Source organism: Faecalibacterium sp. BIOML-A1, from assembly GCF_009679715.1.
Taxonomy (GTDB): domain Bacteria; phylum Bacillota; class Clostridia; order Oscillospirales; family Ruminococcaceae; genus Faecalibacterium; species Faecalibacterium taiwanense.
In genome coordinates this window covers 372-18,921 of record NZ_WKZJ01000020.1, presented here as the reverse complement: position 1 = coordinate 18,921, position 18,550 = coordinate 372, and the positions used below count along the sequence as shown (strand labels likewise).

The 18,550-nt window shown below is 54.6% G+C and carries 15 protein-coding genes and 2 pseudogenes; 8 read left to right on the top strand and 9 right to left on the bottom strand.

Annotation, left to right across the window (positions count from 1 at the left end):
- The 9 genes and pseudogenes from GKG36_RS14145 to GKG36_RS14105 all read right to left on the bottom strand — a co-directional run.
- Positions 1-1,584, bottom strand: a pseudogene (locus GKG36_RS14145) (recombinase family protein); the annotation flags it as partial.
- 405 nt (positions 1,585-1,989) lie between these two features.
- Positions 1,990-3,036 (bottom strand): tripartite tricarboxylate transporter substrate-binding protein, encoded by a 1,047-nt coding sequence (locus tag GKG36_RS14140; protein WP_005941056.1) that lies wholly within the window; start codon positions 3,034-3,036, stop codon positions 1,990-1,992.
- 67 nt (positions 3,037-3,103) lie between these two features.
- The gene (locus GKG36_RS14135; RefSeq protein WP_154261268.1) at positions 3,104-4,627 is read right to left on the bottom strand and encodes a tripartite tricarboxylate transporter permease; all 1,524 of its coding nucleotides are present in this window, start codon (positions 4,625-4,627) and stop codon (positions 3,104-3,106) included.
- An 18-nt stretch (positions 4,628-4,645) separates the two neighbouring features.
- Positions 4,646-5,182: a tripartite tricarboxylate transporter TctB family protein gene (locus GKG36_RS14130; RefSeq protein WP_154261267.1), complete on the bottom strand. Its 537-nt coding sequence runs from the start codon at positions 5,180-5,182 to the stop codon at positions 4,646-4,648.
- 53 nt (positions 5,183-5,235) lie between these two features.
- Positions 5,236-6,222 carry a hydroxyacid dehydrogenase gene (locus GKG36_RS14125; RefSeq protein ID WP_154261265.1) on the bottom strand — a complete coding sequence of 329 codons (987 nt, stop codon included), beginning with the start codon at positions 6,220-6,222 and terminating at the stop codon, positions 5,236-5,238.
- Between the two features lie 12 nt (positions 6,223-6,234).
- A complete protein-coding gene (gene pdxA, locus GKG36_RS14120) occupies positions 6,235-7,308 on the bottom strand; it encodes a 4-hydroxythreonine-4-phosphate dehydrogenase PdxA (protein ID WP_154261263.1) in 1,074 nt (357 codons plus the stop codon).
- 23 nt (positions 7,309-7,331) lie between these two features.
- Positions 7,332-8,240 (bottom strand): 4-hydroxy-tetrahydrodipicolinate synthase, encoded by a 909-nt coding sequence (dapA, locus tag GKG36_RS14115; protein ID WP_154261261.1) that lies wholly within the window; start codon positions 8,238-8,240, stop codon positions 7,332-7,334.
- A gap of 50 nt (positions 8,241-8,290) precedes the next feature.
- A complete protein-coding gene (locus GKG36_RS14110) occupies positions 8,291-9,445 on the bottom strand; it encodes an iron-containing alcohol dehydrogenase (RefSeq protein WP_154261259.1) in 1,155 nt (384 codons plus the stop codon).
- Positions 9,446-9,468: 23 nt separating this feature from the next.
- Positions 9,469-10,749 (bottom strand): four-carbon acid sugar kinase family protein, encoded by a 1,281-nt coding sequence (locus GKG36_RS14105; RefSeq protein WP_173012990.1) that lies wholly within the window; start codon positions 10,747-10,749, stop codon positions 9,469-9,471.
- 287 nt (positions 10,750-11,036) lie between these two features.
- On the opposite strand from GKG36_RS14105, the gene GKG36_RS14100 reads away from it, so the two are divergent.
- The 8 genes and pseudogenes from GKG36_RS14100 to GKG36_RS14880 all read left to right on the top strand — a co-directional run.
- Complete coding sequence (locus tag GKG36_RS14100) at positions 11,037-12,812, top strand: sigma-54-dependent transcriptional regulator (protein ID WP_154261255.1); 1,776 nt, start codon at positions 11,037-11,039, stop codon at positions 12,810-12,812.
- A gap of 787 nt (positions 12,813-13,599) precedes the next feature.
- Positions 13,600-14,034, top strand: coding sequence for a plasmid mobilization relaxosome protein MobC (gene mobC / locus GKG36_RS14095; protein ID WP_154261253.1), 435 nt, complete (start codon positions 13,600-13,602; stop codon positions 14,032-14,034).
- Positions 14,006-15,541: a relaxase/mobilization nuclease domain-containing protein gene (locus GKG36_RS14090; protein ID WP_154261251.1), complete on the top strand. Its 1,536-nt coding sequence runs from the start codon at positions 14,006-14,008 to the stop codon at positions 15,539-15,541. The genes mobC and GKG36_RS14090 overlap by 29 nt, the downstream gene beginning before the upstream one ends.
- A 12-nt stretch (positions 15,542-15,553) precedes the next feature.
- Positions 15,554-16,438 carry a hypothetical protein gene (locus GKG36_RS14085; RefSeq protein ID WP_154261249.1) on the top strand — a complete coding sequence of 295 codons (885 nt, stop codon included), beginning with the start codon at positions 15,554-15,556 and terminating at the stop codon, positions 16,436-16,438.
- 143 nt (positions 16,439-16,581) lie between these two features.
- Positions 16,582-16,716: a hypothetical protein gene (locus GKG36_RS15005; RefSeq protein ID WP_279236597.1), complete on the top strand. Its 135-nt coding sequence runs from the start codon at positions 16,582-16,584 to the stop codon at positions 16,714-16,716.
- A gap of 627 nt (positions 16,717-17,343) precedes the next feature.
- The gene (locus tag GKG36_RS14080) at positions 17,344-17,778 is read left to right on the top strand and encodes a hypothetical protein (protein WP_097773868.1); all 435 of its coding nucleotides are present in this window, start codon (positions 17,344-17,346) and stop codon (positions 17,776-17,778) included.
- A gap of 48 nt (positions 17,779-17,826) precedes the next feature.
- The gene (locus tag GKG36_RS14075) at positions 17,827-18,081 is read left to right on the top strand and encodes a CPCC family cysteine-rich protein (protein ID WP_097781461.1); all 255 of its coding nucleotides are present in this window, start codon (positions 17,827-17,829) and stop codon (positions 18,079-18,081) included.
- Positions 18,082-18,269: 188 nt separating this feature from the next.
- Positions 18,270-18,550 (top strand): annotated as a pseudogene (locus GKG36_RS14880) (hypothetical protein); the annotation flags it as partial.

Sequence of the window (18,550 nt, the reverse complement as noted above, 5' to 3'; positions counted from 1 at the left end):
GGATTCCTATGAAAACACCAACCGTGCAAAAACCGTGCATTGACCGTGCAGACCCCGAATTTTCGGGGTTACATAACAAAAAAGAACGTCAAATCTTACGATTTGACGTTCAATATCTGGTGCACCTCGCGCACTCATATCCGAACTTTTCTCTGCTTTCACGGCTTCCCCGAAAGCGACCGTTTCTGTGCCTTCCTTATAGTTAAAGGTAATGAGAACCTTATCATCGTAGAGATAGATGGCATTGATAAAGGTATCCACCAGTGCCTGCCGCTGCTCCGGCTGGGTCATATCCAGCTTACGGAAACGGAGCAGTCAGAACCGGACGAATTCTTCTTTCATCTTCGGCTTTGCCAGCTTTTCTTCTGCAATGTGGGCTTGCAGCTCTTTCCGCTGTTCTTCCAGCGCTTCCAGCCGCTCCTTGGTGGAACTGGTCAGAATGCCCATCTGGATGGCGTTCAGCATATTGGTGATGCCGACTTCCGTTTCCTTCAACTGCTTTTCGTAGATGGGCAAATCCGTGCTTTCCTGATTTTGCAGTTCCATGACCTTGGCGATGATGGCATTCATGGAAGCGTCATCTTCTACCAGCTTCATGGTCTCGTTGACCACCAGATCTTCCAGCCACTGTTTCCGCACGGCCTTTTTATCACAAGTCTTTTTCTTCTTGGTAGCAGCACACTTATAGTAGGTGTACATTTTCCCGGTGTGGCTGACACCGCTTTCGCCAAACATCAGCGCTCCGCACTTACCGCAGTACAGCTTGGTGGTAAGCAGATAGCTTTCCTCTGCCTTATGACGGGCAGGGGCCTTTTTATTTTTCGCCAGCTTTTCCTGCACCTTGTTGAACAAGTCCTCTGATACCAGTGCCGGAATTGCATTGGGCTGTACTACATCTCGTAAACGCAGCTCGCCGATGTACCGGCGATTACTCAGCATCCGCTGAATCGTATTGTAGGACATCTCCCCGCCCATCGAGTTCTTAATGTTGTGCGCCTTTAACCAATCCCGCAGGTCAGTCATGGTCGCACCGTCCGCATACTTCTGGAACGTCTGCTCCACATACGGAGCCAGCAGCGGGTCGGGCTGGTAATGCCGGGTCTCATCGATCATGTAGCCGAACGGAATCGTGCCGCCATTATAAATACCCTTGAGAGCATTCTCGGTCATGCCGCGCACAACCTTTTCAGACAGATCAGCCGAGTAGTATTCGGCATAACCTTCCAGCACCGATTCCAGAATGATACCCTCCGGGCCAGCCGAAATGACTTCCGTTGCCGATACTAACTTCACACCATTGCGTTTCAGTTGGGTCTTGTACCGGGCACTGTCGTAGCGGTTCCGGGCAAAGCGATCCAGCTTCCAGACAATGATGACATCAAAGATGCCGCGTTCGCTGTCTTTGATCATCTGCTGGAACTGCGGGCGGTTGTCCGTTTTTGCGGAGACGGCACGGTCAATGTAATGCTTCACCACCGTGAAGCCATTCTTTTCCGCATAGGCGGTGCATTCCCGGATCTGACCTTCAATGGATTCCTCGCGCTGGCTGTCAGTTGAATAACGAGCATAGATCACAGCAGTCATGGCAAGCACCTCCATTTATACATCATTGAACGGTAATACGTTCATCAGAGCAACGTTTCGTATAATGTATATACCATACTTTGCAACGGATTGCAATAGGGAAAATAACAGCTTAACAACAACTTAAAACTATTTCTTCCACCAGTTCAAACCTACCGCTATCAGACGATTATATCGGATTCCACATTTTGGAAAAATGTGCCGCTTCCTTTACTTCGGACAGGGTGAAAACATAGACCACATCATACCAATGCTTTGCCGGACGAAAATGTTGGTAAAGGCGTACAAACTCTCCCACACAATAAGCCCGAACGGCCTGAATCCTGTGCAGTACAGAATTCAGGCCGTTCTTTCGCTTTTTAATGCTGGTATGACCAAGATAAGGAGAAACGCAATCTTTCAGGATCAGCCCAGAACCTTGACATTCTCGTTTGCAACGTCCTGCAGCTCAGCCAGCAGGTCGATTGCGTCCTGACCGGTCACGATGAACGGATCGTTGAAGTTGATGGCCTGCTGATCTGCGGCGTACTTCTCGTTGTTGTTCGCAACGTCCTCGCACAGAGAAGCCAGATAGGAAACGATGCCTGCATCGGTGCCCTTGGGTGCCAGCCAGACGTAGTAGTTGTTAAAGTTGTTCTCCACGTAGCCGTTCTCGTTGATGGAGGGGGTATCCGGCAGAGCGGAGCAGCGGTCACCGATGGTGCACAGAGGCACAACGTCGCCGTTCTCAACGTATTCCTTCGCGGTCAGGTACGGCACGAAGCAGACATCCACGTGGCCGCCCACCAGAGCTGCGATACGATCGGAACCATCGCCGCCGTCAACGATGTTGCACGCGAAGCCGGCCTGCTGCAGCAGCAGAGCGTAGACGTGGGTGTTGCCGCCGGAGGACATGCCCATCTTGATGGAGTTGGGGTTGGCCTTGGACTTCTCCAGCAGGTCTTCCATGGAGGTGATACCGGAAGCCTTGTTGGCAAACAGCATATCGCCGGGGGCACGGCCAAAGACTGCAATGACCTCAAAGTCTTCGTAGCTGTACTGGCAGGTGCCGGAAGCGTAGTTGTTGACCAGAGCGGCACTGTTGGTGCCCAGAATGGTGTAGCCATCGGTGGGGGTGCTCTGATACTGGGTCAGAGCAACGGAGCTGTTGGAACCAGCCATGTTGGTCACGGCGATGGACTGGCCGAACGAAGGCTCCACATACTGTGCCATCAGGCGGTTGTTCAGGTCGGAGTCACCGCCGGGGTTGAAGCCGACCACAAGGCTCATGGAAGCGTTGGGGTAATCGGCAGGCTTTTCGGCGCTGCCAGCGGCTGCGGTGCTGCCGGCAGTAGAAGCGGCAGAGGAAGAAGCAGCGGTGGAGCTGGAAGAACCGCCGCAGGCGGTCAGGGCAGCAGCGGCACCCACAATACCCATAGCGGACAGGAACGAACGACGCGAGATCTTTTTCATGGTAATTTCCTTTCTTCTTGTGTTTCTTGACAGACGCTGCACAACAAGCGTCTGGTATGTATTCGGATCACTCCTGCTCCTCGGCAGCGGCAACCGCAGCCTCACGCTCGGCAGCACGCTTGTTGGAACGCAGGCTGAAGATGATCATCACAACGGTGATCACCAGAATGACCAGAGCGATGGGGTGATGCAGCAGCTCTGCGGGGCCGCTGGTCATAAAGGACTCTGCACGGCGGAGGTTCTTTTCAAAGATGGGTCCCAGAATGAAGCCGATGGCCACGGGCATGATGGGCAGCTCCATGGCGCGAATGACAACAGCGATCAGGCCGAAGATCAGCAGGCACCAGACATCGAACATGCGGTTGGAGCAGCCAAAGGCACCCACACAGCACATGCACAGGATGATGGGCATCAGCAGGCCCTGCGGAGCGGAAAGGATCTTGACGAAGCCCTTGATGCCGAACAGCATGAAGATCATCATGAACAGGGAGGACAGGCCGATGATCAGGTAGATGGAGTACATCAGTGCGCCGCTCTTCTCAAAGATCAGCGGACCAGGGGCGATGCCGTGGATGATCAGGCTGCCCAGCAGGATGGCTGTGATGCCGTCGCCGGGGATGCCAAGGGTCAGCAGGGGGATCATTGCGCCGCCGATGGCAGCGTTGTTTGCAGTTTCAGAAGCCACGACGCCGTCCATAATGCCGGTGCCGAACTTTTCAGGAGTCTTGGAGCGGTTCTTGATAGTGGTGTAGGACATGATACCGGCAGTACCGCCGCCGATGCCGGGCAGGATGCCGATGCCGGTGCCGATGGCGGCTGCGATGAAGAAGTTGCCGATCTGGCTCTTGAACTCCTGCCAGGTGAAGCCCAGACCATGGATCTTATCCACGGTGGTGTTCTGCTGCATGATAACTTTGGGTTTCACGACCTTCTGGGCAACGCCTACCACTTCAGGGATGGCGTACAGGCCGATCAGGACCACCAGCTGCTGGAAGCCGGACTGCATGTTCACGCTGCCGAAATCGTAGCGGACGATGCTGTCGAAGGTGGAGATGCCGAAGGTGGAGAACATGACGCCCAGAAGGGCAGCTGCCAGACCCTTGACCATATCCTTGCCGGCCAGTGAGATGACCAGCGACAGGGAGAAGATGGACAGAGCGCAGTACTCGAATGCACCAAACTTGATGGCCACTGCAGCCAGATACGGTGCAATGATGATCAGAGCGATCAGACCAAAAATGGTGCCCAGGAACGAGAAGAAGATGCCGGTGCCAAGTGCCTTGGCACCCTCGCCCTTGCGGGCCATGGGTGCGCCGTCGAAGGCGGTGACCATCGAGGCAGGCGTACCGGGGATGTTCAGCAGGATCGAGGAGACCAGACCGCCGGAAATACCGCCGATGTACAGAGCCATCAGCAGGGCAATGGCGCGGCTGTCACTCATTGCAAAGGTCATGGGCAGGCAGATCGTAACGGCCATGGTAGCCGTCAGACCGGGAATGGCACCGAAGATGGTGCCGATCAGAGTGCCCACGGCCACCAGAACGACGCTTAACGGGTCGCTCAGGACCATGGAAAAACCTTCCATCAACATAATCTGTACCTTCCCTCCTTAAAAGATTCCCTTCAGGATGCCCTGCGGAAGCGGCATCTTGAAGCCGTACTTGAACATGGCGTAAATGCCCACGGCGCACACCAGTGCGAAGACCACGGAAAAGCCCAGCTTCCGGTCCTCTTTGTAGGTCAGGATATTGAACTCTGCAAACAGGAACAGGAAGGTGGAGATCAGGAAGCCCACCGGCTGGATCAGGGCGATGTAGACCAGAAGCACCACGAACATCTCCACGACGGCGCGGTTGTCAGCCCAGAAGCCCTTGGCCGCATCCGATGCGGTCTTTTTTTCCGGTGCATTGCCCGCTGCCTTTTCCGCCTTCATCACGTGCAGGCCGCGGACGATCAGCACGATGCCGAGGATCAGCAGCAGCACGCCCCACAGCTTGGGCACGGACGAGGCGTTGAGGAGCGATGCGGAAAGCATCTTTGGGATCTTGATCATCGCTGCACCGATCAGGTAGGCGATGGCAAAACCGCCCAGAACGATGCCGCTGAACAGATCGTTCTTCCCCTTATTGTATTTTTCGTATTTCATAAGCTGTTCTCCCTATTTTTCTTTACAGGCAGGGCGGCTCCCGACAGCCCGTATTACTTATCAGCCCACTTGGGATGATCGTAGACCTTCTTATCTGCCACGAAGGGCCACTTTTCGCCGCGGATAACGGCCAAGCAGCCGTCCACGCACATATTGGCCATCTTAATGACGGCTTCGCGGGTCTGTGCGGCGGAGTGGGGGCTGACGATCAGGTTGGGGGTGTTCAGCAGCGGATCATCCGGCTTGGGCGGCTCGTTGCAGAACACGTCGGTGCCAGCACCGGCAATGGTGCCGGCCCGCAAAGCTGCGCACAGGTCGGCTTCGTTCACGATGCCGCCGCGGCTGCAGTTGATGACCAGAGCGGTCTTTTTCATGGTGGCCAGCTCGGCTGCACTGATCATGTCGCGGGTCTGGTCGGTCAGGGGCACATGGACGGTGACGATGTCGGCCACCTTCAGCAGCTCCTTGTAATCGGCGTAATATTCAGCACCCAGAGCCTCGATCTTGTCCTGACTCATGAAGGGGTCGTAACCGGCCACTTTCATGCCCACGCCCTGACAGATCTTTGCGGTCTCGCGGCCAATGGCACCCAGACCGATGACACCCACGGTCTTGCCTTCCAGCTCGAAGGCCTTGTGGGCACCGCGGATCTCCCAGTTGCCCTTCTCGGTCTCCACCTGACCCTCGTAGAGGTTCTTGGAGAGGGCAAACATCATAGCCACGGCATGTTCTGCCACACTGCGGTTGTTGGCACCCGGGGTGATAACCACGGGGATGCCCAGCTCAGTGGCTTTCTTCACGTCCACGGAGTCGTAGCCCACACCGGTGCGGCCAATGACCTTCAGTTTGGGACTGTTCTCAATGGCATGGGCATCGCACTTTGCGATGCGGACGATCAGGGCATCAGCGTCCTGCATGTCGTCTAAGTAGTTATTGGGGTCCGGATTATCTTCTGCAATGATCTCGACCTGACCGTTGGTGTCAGCCTTCAGCTTTTCGATGCCTTCCGGGCAGATCGACTGCGTCATAACAAATTTCATAGTGTTTCTCCTTCAGGTCCTGTTTTTTCCGAAGCTTGCGGCGTATGCGATGGAATTCACCAAGCTCAGCTCGTTGCTGGCGCCGGTACCCGCCAGTGCATAGCCTGTGCCATGGTCCACGCTGACACGGACGATGGGGAGGCCCAGAGTGATATTCACACCCTCCACGGCCTTCCAAGACTGCTTCTCGCGGTCATACACAAAGCCGACAGTCTTAATGGGGATGTGGCCCTGATCGTGGTACATGACCACCACGATATCGTACCAGCCGCCGATGGCCTGACTGAATACACTGTCCGGGGGGCAGGGGCCGATAGCATCAATGCCCTCGGCCTTGGCGGCATCGATGGCGGGCTTGATCTCCTCGATTTCCTCCCGGCCAAACAGTCCGTTCTCACCGCAGTGGGGATTCAGACCGGCCACAGCCACCTTCGGATGCTCAATGCCCATATCCTTGCAGACCTTGTCAGCGATCTCGATAACTTCCAGCACGCGGGCCTTCTTCACCCGGTCGCATGCTTCCCGCAGCGACACATGGGTGGAAACGTGGACCACACGGAAATCGTGGTGAGCCAGCATCATGGCGTATTTCTTGGTTCCGGTGTACTCGGCATAGATCTCAGTGTGGCCGGAGTAGTGGTGGCCTGCCATATTGATGGCTTCCTTGCTCAGGGCGTTGGTCACAGTGGCCTGGATCTCTTTCTTCATAGCCAAGTCGATGACCTTGACCACATACTGGAAGGCTGCCTCGCCGCCCAGAGCGCAGGGGCCTACGTCAAAGGCCTTCGGGTGCTCCTCTGCCAGCGTATCGGGGATCTTGTCTTTGGGCACGATGCCCAGATCGATCAGATCAATGGTGCCGTACTCATAGCGGCCCTGTGCGGGGCTTTCCACCAGATTCAGCTTCAGGTCGATGCCGTTGACCTTTTGGGACACGGCCAGTGCATATTCCATGCAAGAGCGATCCCCCACCACCAGCGGCTTGCAGGTCTTGTAGACCTCCGGATCGTTCAGCGCCTTCACGGTGATCTCCGGTCCATTGCCAAAGGGGTCGCCCATAGAAATACCAACGATAGGACGCTCCATCCTTGTTCCCTCCTGTTTTCAGATCAGGCCATGCCCTTTGCCTTGTTCTCTTCCAGCACCTTGCGCAGGGCCTCAGTGCCCTCTTCGCTCAGGTAGGAGAAGGGACGGCGGCACTCGCCCACGGGGTTGCCCAGCAGAGCAGCGGCCTTCTTGACCACGGTGTTGGGGTTGCCGTACTTGAACACGGCACGGAAGCTTGCGATGGAATCCTGAGCGGCCTGTGCTTCCTCGATCTTGCCTTCCACGAACAGGTTGTAGATAGAGGACAGGACATGGGGGTAAACGTTGGAGCAGCCAGCAATGCCGCCTGCACCGCCGGCCTGCAGGGACTTCAGGATCAGGGAGTCGTTGCCGGACAGGACCTTGAAGCCCTTATCCAGATCTTGGGTCAGGCGGATATAAGCCTGCAGGTTGTCCCAATCGCCGCTGGAATCCTTGGCACCCATGATGACATCAACGTCCTTTGCCAGCTTGGCAACGGTTTCGGGCAGCAGCTTGTTGCCGGTACGTGCGGGGATGTTGTACAGCACGATGGGAACATCCACATGCTTTGCCACTTCCACGTAGTGGTCGTACATCTCTTTCTGAGAAGCCACGGCGAAGCTGGGGGTGATGATGGACAAGATGTCGGCACCCAGGTCGGCAGCACGCTTGCTCAGCTCAATGGTCTCGCGGGTGGTGATGCAGCCGGTACCTGCGTAAACGGGAACACGGCCCTTGACCTGATCCACACAGGTCTCGATGATGGCCAGCTTTTCGTCAAAGGACAGTGCGTAGGCCTCGCCGTTGGTGCCAATGGGGAAGATGCCGTGGACGCCGCCCTGGATCAGACGCTCGATCTGCTGGCGGAGGACTTCCAGGTTCACGGTCTCATCGGGGTTCATGGGGGTCAGGATGGGGGTGATGATGCCTTTCATAGGAACGTTCTTCATAATCGCTTTCTCCTTTTTCATGTAAATTTATGTTTTTCTGTTCACGCGGTTCAAATAACTTCCAGGTAAATATTGCGTGCGTCCTCGGCTGTGACGGGACGCATGTTGTTCACCAGCAGACGCTGCTGCTGCATACCGGCCTCCACCAGGCCGTCCAGATCTTCGGGCTTCACGCCGAAGCCCTTGTAGCTGGTGGGGATGTCCAGATGCTTGACGATTTCTTCCAGCCAGTGGATAATGTAAGCGCTCTTCTCTTCCACGGTGGTGCAGGTCTTTTCGCCGTGGACGCAGCGGTCATAGGCTTCGGCGAATTTCTCACGGCAGACGCTCTCGTTGAAGCGCATGACGGGCACCAGCAGGATGGCGTTTGCAACGCCATGGGCCACATGGTACTTGCCGCCCATGGGGTAGCTCAGGGCGTGGACGGCGGTGGTGCCGGAGGCTGTGATGGCCACGCCGGCGTAGAAGCTTGCGGTCTGCATATTGATCTTGGCCTGCACGGCTTCGGGATCATCGCAGGCTTTTTCGATGTTGTTCAGGATCAGATCCAGTGCCCACATGGCATACATATCGCTGAAGGCGTTCGCCTTGTTGCTGGTCCAGCACTCAATGGCGTGGCATAGGGCGTCCACACCGGTGGAAGCCGCGATCTTGCGGGGCAGCTTCTTGATCATGATCGGGTCGAGGATGACGTAATCCGCGATCATTTCCGGATTGACGATGCCGATCTTGACTTCCTTTTCCGGCACCGCCACGATGGCGTTGGGGGTGGCCTCGGCGCCGGTGCCGGCGGTGGTGGGGATCATCAGGGTCGGAACACACTTGTGTGCCCGCAGCGGGGTGTCCAACAGTTCCTTGACGCCGTATTCATCAGTTTTGAGCAGCGAAGCCAGCTTTGCGATATCCATCACGGAACCGCCGCCCACAGCCACGATGAAGTCCGCACCCGATGCCTTGAAGGCGTCGATGGCGGCCTGTGCCTGCTGGTAGGAAGGTTCTGCGGGCAGCTCATCGAACACGACATATTCTTTGCCGGCCTGCCCGATCTTCGCCGTGACCAGATCCGCCAGACCGGTGGCTTCGATGCCCTTATCGGTGAACACGGCCACCTTTGCGGTGTCCTTGACCAGGTTGGTCAGATTGTCCAGGCTGTTCTCGCCTCCGAACACCGCACCCGGCATTCTCAATGTGTACTGCTTCAGCATTGTCTTGTCCTCCTTGCTTTGGTTCATTCCTCGATGGTTCGATTCAGTTTGTTCAGGATCCGCAGGAGCTGGTCGCTGGGGCCAAACCCTCCGGACTTGGAAAGTACATATCGTTTTTGTCCCCTGCAGGTAAAGCTGGAAAGGACAACGCCCGGATCCATCTCACAGATGGGATGAAGCTCCGCCACGCCAAGTTCGCCCATGGTCTGGATCAGCACATCGCCGCCCGTGATCATCAGGGTGCGGCAGGTGCCGCCCGCTCCCGGCCCATCCGCTTCGATCAGGTATTTTGCCGTCCGGCCGATGGAGTCCGCGATGCGCTGCCGCATCTCTTCCACCTTCATCTGCCGCTGTTCGGCGTACCGCCGTGTGGAGCGGTTCCCGTCGGCATCGTTGGTATCGATGATGATGCAGTCACTCCGGCTCACCGCCTCGGCCATGGCTTTCAGCTTTTCTCTGCCCGCCGGGGTCTCCCAGTAGTGATCCTCCAGCTTCTCTTCCGGGGTCAGCCGCAGGCGGAGGAAGCCGTTCTGTTCGGCTTCGTCCAGCTGGGAGAGGGTGATGGGATTCACGCTTCCGCAGATCACCAGCAGCCGCTTGTCCAACCGGGGCTGCCGGGCTGCCCCGGTCCGTTCCAGACCCAGCAGACCGGGCAGGATGGCCGCGAAGCCTGCGCATCCGGCCAGCGCCCTCAGCTTTCCGTTCTGCCGGAGCACTTCGCCGGTCCTGCGGATGTCTTCCACCGACTTTGCATCGCAGATCTGGATGCCCGGGCCTTTCAGCCGGATGGGTTCTCCCGGCTCCGCCGTAACGGTGGGCAGCCCGCTCTGCTCTGCAATGATGGCTGCCACATCGGAGTTCCGCACCGGCTCGAAGGGATCCTGCCCGAACACGCTCTGGGCTACCGGCATTCCTTCAATGAGCTGCTGCCCATGCTCCGTGGTCCGGTTCATCTGGGGGAAGGCCGGTACGAAGAACAGCTGCCCGTCCGGGCTTTCCTCCGCCACCGCTTCCAGCTCGGCTCCGATGTTGCCCCGGAGCGCGGAGTCTGTCTTTTTATAAATGCAGGGCACCTTCATGGCGAATGCCCGCCGGGCGATGGAGGCCACGCACGCCTTTGCCTGCTGCGGGGGGATGTGGCGCGTTTCCGCATCGATCACCAAGACTTCCGTTTCATCGGCAAAGCGTTCAAGGTCTGCATGGGGATCGGTCAGCACCACCGTTGTGGCACCGGTCTTCGAGATCTGCACTCCGGTGTCCAGCGCTCCCGTAAAGTCATCTGCCAATATCAAAAGTGTAAACATTGCTGATTCACCGCTCTCTTTTGCTTGCCTTTTCTTTGCTTCGGTGGCCCTATTATAGCCAAAAGCCGGGCGGTTCTCAATTTCTGTTTGTGTCATTATGAAACGATTTTTATTTTTTATCAAATTTTGTTCGCCAAAATCGTTTCATTTTAGAACGTTTCCGCTTTTCCGTCTGGCGTGCATCGTTGCATTATGTTACAATTTTATTCGGAAAGCTCCCATCTCGTTCCGTTTTGGAACGCATTGGGCAAATCTGCTGTTTTTTCCCATCGTGAGGAGGGATCTGCTTGGAAGAGATTCGCATTTTAGGGATCGCGCCCTTTGAGAGCATCCGTGCCGCCATGGAGCGCGTGGCGCGGGAAGAGTTTCCCGCGGTGCGCTTTGAAGCGTACACCGGCGACCTGGAGGAGGGCGTCAAGATCGCGCAGCGCCTTTCCAAAGAGAATTACGACGTTGTGATCTCCCGCGGCGGCACCGCAGAACTGCTGAAGAAAGAAACGACCCTGCCGGTGGTCGAGATCACCTTTTCGGTTTACGACATCCTGCGCGCCATCAAAATGGCCGAGAACTACAACAGTCTGTATGCCATCGTGGGCTTTCCCAGCATCACGGGGCCGGCCCATACGCTGTGTGACCTGCTGCGCTTCAACACGGACATCGTCACCGTTCACAGTGAGGCCGAGGTGCGCTCGGCGCTGGAGCGGCTGAAGCTGGGCGGCTACAGCATGGTCATCTGCGACAATGTCACCCACAGCGTCGCCCGGGAGCTGGGATACAGCGCCTTTCTCATCACCAGCGGCGCAGAAAGCCTGCATGCCGCTTTTGAACATGCGATTGACATCTCGAAGGAGTACCGCCGGATGCGCCGGAAGATTGCACTGCTGCAGAATGCGGTGCGGCAGGCGCGGGGAAACGTTCTGGTGTTCAACGAGAAAAAGGAGCTGTTCTATACCACTGAGGACTCTGTTCCTGAAAAGATCCGGGATTACTTTGTCCAGCGCATCGGCGACCTGAGTTCCGGGGCGGTGCGGCAGTTTTTGTACACCGACGAGCTGACCTACCTGCGGGTCACAGCCCAGGCCATGACCTTTGCCAATGAGCAGTTCTATGTGTTCTGCTACACCCAGACGATCCTCTCCCGTAAGTCCATCAATGCGGGCATCTATCTTTATGAACATAACGAGGTTCAGCACCTGTTCCAAGACAGCTTTTTAAGCATCAGCGGTGCCATCCGCCCGCTGGAAAAGCGACTCTCGGCACTGGCGGCCACGGCCCAGCCGGTGCTGATTCTGGGTGAACCGGGCACTGGCAAGCAGCAAATCGCCAAGGCGCTCTACCTGAACAGCCCCTATAATAAGAACCCCTTTGTGGTCATCAACTGCGCCACCCTGAACGAAAAGGGCTGGGAGTTTCTGTTCAATTCGCCCTCCTCTCCCCTGCTGGAAAACCACACCACCATCTATTTTCAGGACATCGGCAAGCTGGCCTACCGGAACCTACAGGAGCTGCTCTATTACTCCAACCAGATCTCGCTGAAGACCCGGGTGTTCATGATCTTCTCCTGCATCGTTTCCCAGCAAAACGCCCCGGCCCCCACCATCCAGAGCTTTTCCTCCGAGATGGGCTGTGTGGGGCTTTCGGTGATTCCCCTGCGTTCCCGCGCCGACGAAATCCCGTCGCTGGCCAATCTCTACCTAAACAGCCTGAACGCCACCCTTGGCAAGCAGATCATCGGTCTTGCCCCCAATGCCATGGATCAGCTCATCCATTACAGCTGGCCGGACAATTTCACCGAGTTCAAGGCAGTGCTGAGCGAGCTGGCGGCCTTGGCTTCCTCCTCTTACATCCTGAACGATTCTGTCACCGAGGTCTTGCTGAAGGAACGAACCCTCCATCATGTGGAGGCTTCCCCCACGGCGGAGAATCCCTTCAGCGGGAAAACACTGGATCAGATTATCTCTGCCGCCATCAACCAGACTCTCTCCGACTGCGGCGGCAATCAGACCCTTGCCGCCAAACAGCTGGGCATCAGCCGGTCTACCCTCTGGCGGCACCTGAATTAAAAGCACCCCTCCTCGAGATCCTTTGATATTTTCCAACTTTTCTCCTAAACCATACCATGCATACCTTCTACATGTTCTTCTCCTAAGAGAACACGCCAGTCCTTGCCATACCGGACTGGTGTGTTTTTATAATGTGTCATACTTTCACCACTTTACCTCAATAAATTTTGCAAAAACATCTTGACACACCGCACAATCCATGATACTCTCTATCGCAAATTCCGCCGTGTTAGCCACGAATGACTGCACGTTGAGGGTTTATTCTCCATGAAGATTTTTACCGCCCCGCAACACACCCGATTCATTTTGCCGCTTACTTCACCCGACAAAATCCATCGCTATGCTGCATGGGCGGTATTTTTCTTTTACGGGAAACGCACCTTGACAATTTCATGAGCTGTCCGAACGTGATACCGACTTTTCGTCAACGCTGCTGCACAAACAGGGGCAGGAACTTCGTTCGGAGCAAACGGTGATTAACATACATGAGCAGAATCCCTCTACTTATTTTTGCGTCTTAACAATTCGGAAACATTTGTTGATAGAGCGTTTTGAGCGCAGCGGTGGAGGGCAAGAACCGTCCCGTGGCCACAAATTTTCAATTCTTGAAAATTTCCTGTCCATCCGGGACTTCACTTCTCAAACTCTTGCGAGTTTTCTAAGTGATCTTGTTGGGGCGTGCCTGCCCCAAACCCTGCTCATCATTCGTGCCTTGCGGCACGAATGGAACGGCGTGTCGTGCTTTACATAACTTCACCGAGGAGTTATCGAACAGACAGGAGGTACAATGACCAAAACGAATGTTCAACTGACCCCTAGCAATTCCCAGCACCACGACACGCCGAACAACAAAACGCACGTCATCAAGTTCCGTGTGACAGCGGAAGAAAAAACGTCACTGGAACTCACTTGCAAACTCCTGAATCTCTCCCTCTCCACTTTTATCCGCCGCGCCATCCACAACGTTAAAATCGAGAAAACGGTCATCGTTGCCGGTGGTGGCGAAGAAACCCTGACCGCCGTTTCCACCCTGCTTGCCCAGTGCAGCAAGGTGGGCAGCAATCTCAACCAGCTTGCAAGGCACTTCAATTCCGGCGGTGCGGACACCGAGCAGATCCGGGCGAAACTCCTTGACGAACTTGCAGACCTGACCGCATTCCGGCTGCACACCGAGAAAGTTCTGGGTGAACTGTATGGCAACGCTCAAGCATATCAGCTCTAAGAACTCGGACTACACCGCCATCGAAGTGTATCTCATTTACCAGCACGATGAATTTTCCGGCAAGGTAATTCTGGACGAACAAGGCCGACCCATGCTGCGGGAATCCTACCTGCTCGACACCCTTGAGTGTGGCGATTTCTCGTTTGCAACGGCCTGTCTGCTGGCAAACCGCAAGTATGGTAAGAATACCCAGCATGGTGATATCAAAAGTCACCAGTATATCATCAGCTTTGACCCACGAGATGCAGCCGACAACGGCTTGACCATGGAAAAGGCACAGGCACTTGGCCTGAAATTCTGCGAAGAAAACCTCCCCGGTCATCCCGCCATCGTCTGCACTCACCCGGATGGGCACAACCATTCGGGAAACATCCATGTCCACATCGTGATCGGCAGCGTCCGAACACGAGAAGTGGAGCGCAAGCCCTATATGCAGAAGCCCCGCGACTGGCTAGAGGGCATGAAGCACTCCAGCACCGCCCAGACCATGCGGCACCTCCGTGTCGAGGTCATGGAACTGTGCGAGGGTGCTGGACTGTACCAGATCGACCTACTCAACGGCTCGAAAGAGCGCGTGAGCGAGGCCGAGTATTGGACAAGGCGACGCGGACAAATGAAACTTGACCGTGCGAACGCAGCTCTTACCGCAGCTGGACAGCCGCCCCGGCAGAAGAAGTTTAAAACTTTGAAGGATACTTTACGGAGACAGATTTCGTCTGTATTGTACCGTGCCACGAGCTTTGAAGAATTTTCCGACAGGCTCATGCAGCAGTATGGTATTGCCGTCAAGGAAAGCCGTGGACAGCTCAGCTATCTGCCTACTGGCAGAACGAAGTTCATCCGAGCGAAACATCTCGGGGACAAGTTCGACAAGGCAGAAGTGCTTGCTGCCCTGAACGCAAACGCTGAACGCAAACCCAAGGCGCAGTTCAAGCAGGATATCATCGGGAAACTGATCGACATCCAGTCGAGGATGACCGAGGGCAAAGGCATCGGCTATAAGCGTTGGCTCACGAAACACAATCTCAAAGTTATGGCACAGACCGTGAATCTTCTGCAGAAAAAGGGCTTGACCGACGAGGACGCCCTGAACCAGCGCATCGCCGAACTGGAAACCAAGTATCACGACTCGCTGGCGGTGGTGAAAGACCTCGAAGGTCGCATGAAGGCCAACAAAGAGCTGCGCTATCATGTCGCAGCCTACGCCAGCACCAAGAGCGTCGCACAGCAGTTAAAGACCGCCAAGCGACCTGCAGTCTTTGAGGAGCAGCATCGTGCAGAACTGACAGCGTACCGGGCGGCAGCAGCCTATTTCAAGGCAAATGACCTCACCAAGCTGCCCAGCCCGAAAAAGCTGGAAGCCGAGTATGCGCAGCTGGCATCCGAAAAGGCAAAGTTCTACGAGCAGTACAAGGAAGCTAAAGAGGAACTGCTCAAACTGAAAACCGCAAAGCAGAATGTTGCGTCCTTTTTCCGGGAGGAAGAACCGGCGCAGCAGGAGAGATAAAGGAGTGTGCGTATGATCAATCTGAAAATCGACCCGGAGTTCCAGTCTCAGATTCCTCCTCTGACCGATGATGAATTTAAGCAGCTTGAAGAAAATATCCTGAAAGAGGGCAAGCTGCTCTCTCCTTTGATCGTTTGGAATAACACCCTTGTTGATGGTCACAACCGTTATACAATTCTTCAGAAACATCCCGAAATCTGCTTTTCTACCATGCCGCTTCCCTTTGAAAGCAGAGAAGAAGTCCTCGCATGGATCTGCAAGAATCAGCTGGGGCGGCGCAATTTAACCCCGGAGCAGAAGAAGTTCCTCATTGGAAAGCAGTACAGTGTGGAACATCGAAAGCCCGGTGGAAATGGCAATAACCAGTATACGGCTGCTGCCAAAGAACCTGTTCAGGAGGAATTGTGTCAAATTGACACAATTCCTCCCACCTCTGCGGAAGTGAGCATCCGCAAGCAGATTGCGGAGCGGAACAATGTCAGCGAATCCTACGTTGCCCGGTCTGAAAAGTTCATGCGTGGCGTGGAGATTATGGAACAGATGGTGCCCGGTATGCAGGAGAAAATTCTGTCTGGGCAATTCAAAGTCCGTGATGCTGATATGCACCGCCTCGCCAGAGCTGATTTTCCGAACCGCAAGCAAATCGTGCACGAGATTCTGCACCCAGAAGACCGTTCGGCTCCGCAGTCGAGCTACTCACACTACTCTGGAATCAACTACTCAGCGCTGGAAGTCGCTGTCCGGCGGATTCAGCAGGACTTTGATTTTTTGATGAGATACTTGCCTAAGCTACCGGACGATTCCTACGCCAAAACTGAAACGCTAAAAATCCTCAAGCAGCACAAAGCGTATATGGCACAGTTTGAAGAAATGCTGAACGATAAAGAAATCGCATAACGACAGGCACTTGTAAGCCATCAATGAGCCACCAGCCGCAAGTGCAGGGTGGAAAACTTCCGCGCCCTTGCGCCTGATAAAAATTGGAACTTTGATTTTCTCGCCCGACTTTGCCACGGTAGGACGATCAAAGGAGCGTGCGTTTGAACAAAAAGAAAAAGTCCACAAATACTTTCCCTTATCCCGATGAAGTCATTGACCGTCTGGCGCGGGCATTCTACCCGGCCATCCTTGCCTGCTGGAACAGCGAGGAAGGCCAGATGGAGTTTGCCGCGTGACAGGCGGAACAAGCTCATCACACCACCAGCAAAGAAAAACAGAGCGTTCCCGACTGCTGGGTATCCGTAAAACAGTTTTCGAAAAATGACACGGCAACTGCCTGTCAGGATTGGTTACGGAGTACCCGGCTAGGCCGAGGAAGCATCAAGTCCCATGTCCGCACCGTTAAGGTGTTGGGTATGGGGCTTTTTGCATTTCAGGAACGTATACACCTCTGGAAAGGTGTAACACACTAGACTTTGTACCAAAGTCGTGTGCCAAGGGTGCTGCGCCCCTTTGGAATCCCTGCTCACATCGCCTGTGGGCGATGTGGATTCGCCGGACAGAAAGCTCTCACAAAAGGCATACCCGGTTGTCTGCGGCGAGAAAAAGGCACTTCTGCGGAAGTGTAATAACCCACTATGACACTTTCATCCCTGTGGTCTGCAAAGTGTAGTGGGCTCTCCGAGGGGAAACGGTTGTATAGGGGGCGTTTCGGGCGAATCGCTGCGTACGTGCGTACGGAAGGTTGGTACGCACGTACGCAATAAAACGGCCAAGTTCTCCTATATAGGGGTGTTCTTTCATCGGAGAGTATGGTATACTCGGCTTAGCCCAGTAAATCGAAATTTTCGGAGGCAAAGATTATGAAGAAAAAAGCAACAATAGTGTCTGTTATCATTGGGATTCTTGCTGTAGCTGCAATTATTGTATTTTCTGCATACCGGTCTTCGGAATCCTATAGAAAGGCAAAGGCAGCAATACAGTGGGACTGCTCTGTGACCTGTACAGAAGAATCAACTTCTGCTAAGTATGTAATCACATACTCTGATGTAAAAGTTTTATCCAAAACAGGTACACTAACAATTCAAAATAAAAATGATTTTGACATTGTAGTTCATTTGCTTTGCGAAGGTGAACAGGAAGTCGTATCTGACAATATTCCGGCGAACAGTTTTTATTCTTTTACGAATGTTACGGATAAAGAATATACGGTGGGTATTCATGCGGATGTTGGTGTAGCTGCTGACATTAGGGTCGTTGTATATGATGGAAAAGACACAGAGCCATATACCAAATAGCGCGACTAGCTAAACTCGATAAAATAGTACTTGCAGAGGTGAGCATATTTGAAAAAACATCAATGTCCATGTTGTGGGCATTTTACCTATACTGTTCCACCGGAAGAAGACTGCGGGTATATTTGCCCCGTTTGCTTTTGGGAAAACGATCCATTTATTGCTTCTGATGATGACCCCAGCGACTCAAACCACGGAATAACTCTAAACGAAGCAAAAGCCAATTATTTGGAATTTGGCGCCTGTGAAGAAGAAATGTTGCGTTATGTTCGTCCGCCCGAAAGCGATGAGAATGGACACTCGTAACCCAAACTTCTAGTTTGCCGTACTCGCTCTAAGCAGGGTTTGGGGCAGGCACGCCCCAACAAGAAGCTGTCCCAAAGGGGCAGGAAATTTTCAAGAATTGAAAATTTGTGGCCACGGGACGATTCTTGCTCTCACGAAAACCCATACTTTTTGAAAAAACGCTTTTCGCAGCCAAAGGAGGATGCACCATGAAAAAAGAGATCGAAGCCTTTGTCAACGCAGCCAACGAGCAGGAGTTGGAAGCCGCATGGAATAACCTCTCGGCAGAGGAACAGCGGATTTTCGAGCAGCTCATGGAGGAAGACTCACCCGAAGATGCACTGGCATTTTTCGCCCAGCTGTATGACGATACCCCGAAGGAGCAGGCCAGCGAAACCGTGAGCATCTCCGAAAATGAAATCTATTTCAAGCGGCAGCCCTTGACCGAAGAGCAGAAGAAGCACGGCTCCTATGTAGATGAGAACGGCAA

Excerpts from the sequence above, each read along its gene's own strand:
- GKG36_RS14125 (WP_154261265.1), bottom strand. The coding sequence starts at position 6,222 with ATGAAATTTGTTATGACGCAGTCGATCTGCCCGGAAGGCATCGAAAAG.
- GKG36_RS14130 (WP_154261267.1), bottom strand. The coding sequence starts at position 5,182 with ATGAAATACGAAAAATACAATAAGGGGAAGAACGATCTGTTCAGCGGC.
- GKG36_RS14085 (WP_154261249.1), top strand. The coding sequence starts at position 15,554 with ATGATCAATCTGAAAATCGACCCGGAGTTCCAGTCTCAGATTCCTCCT.
- pdxA (WP_154261263.1), bottom strand. The coding sequence starts at position 7,308 with ATGGAGCGTCCTATCGTTGGTATTTCTATGGGCGACCCCTTTGGCAAT.
- GKG36_RS14105 (WP_173012990.1), bottom strand. The coding sequence starts at position 10,749 with ATGTTTACACTTTTGATATTGGCAGATGACTTTACGGGAGCGCTGGAC.
- GKG36_RS14090 (WP_154261251.1), top strand. The coding sequence starts at position 14,006 with ATGGCAACGCTCAAGCATATCAGCTCTAAGAACTCGGACTACACCGCC.
- GKG36_RS14110 (WP_154261259.1), bottom strand. The coding sequence starts at position 9,445 with ATGCTGAAGCAGTACACATTGAGAATGCCGGGTGCGGTGTTCGGAGGC.
- GKG36_RS14135 (WP_154261268.1), bottom strand. The coding sequence starts at position 4,627 with ATGTTGATGGAAGGTTTTTCCATGGTCCTGAGCGACCCGTTAAGCGTC.
- GKG36_RS14140 (WP_005941056.1), bottom strand. The coding sequence starts at position 3,036 with ATGAAAAAGATCTCGCGTCGTTCGTTCCTGTCCGCTATGGGTATTGTG.
- mobC (WP_154261253.1), top strand. The coding sequence starts at position 13,600 with ATGACCAAAACGAATGTTCAACTGACCCCTAGCAATTCCCAGCACCAC.
- GKG36_RS14080 (WP_097773868.1), top strand. The coding sequence starts at position 17,344 with ATGAAGAAAAAAGCAACAATAGTGTCTGTTATCATTGGGATTCTTGCT.
- dapA (WP_154261261.1), bottom strand. The coding sequence starts at position 8,240 with ATGAAGAACGTTCCTATGAAAGGCATCATCACCCCCATCCTGACCCCC.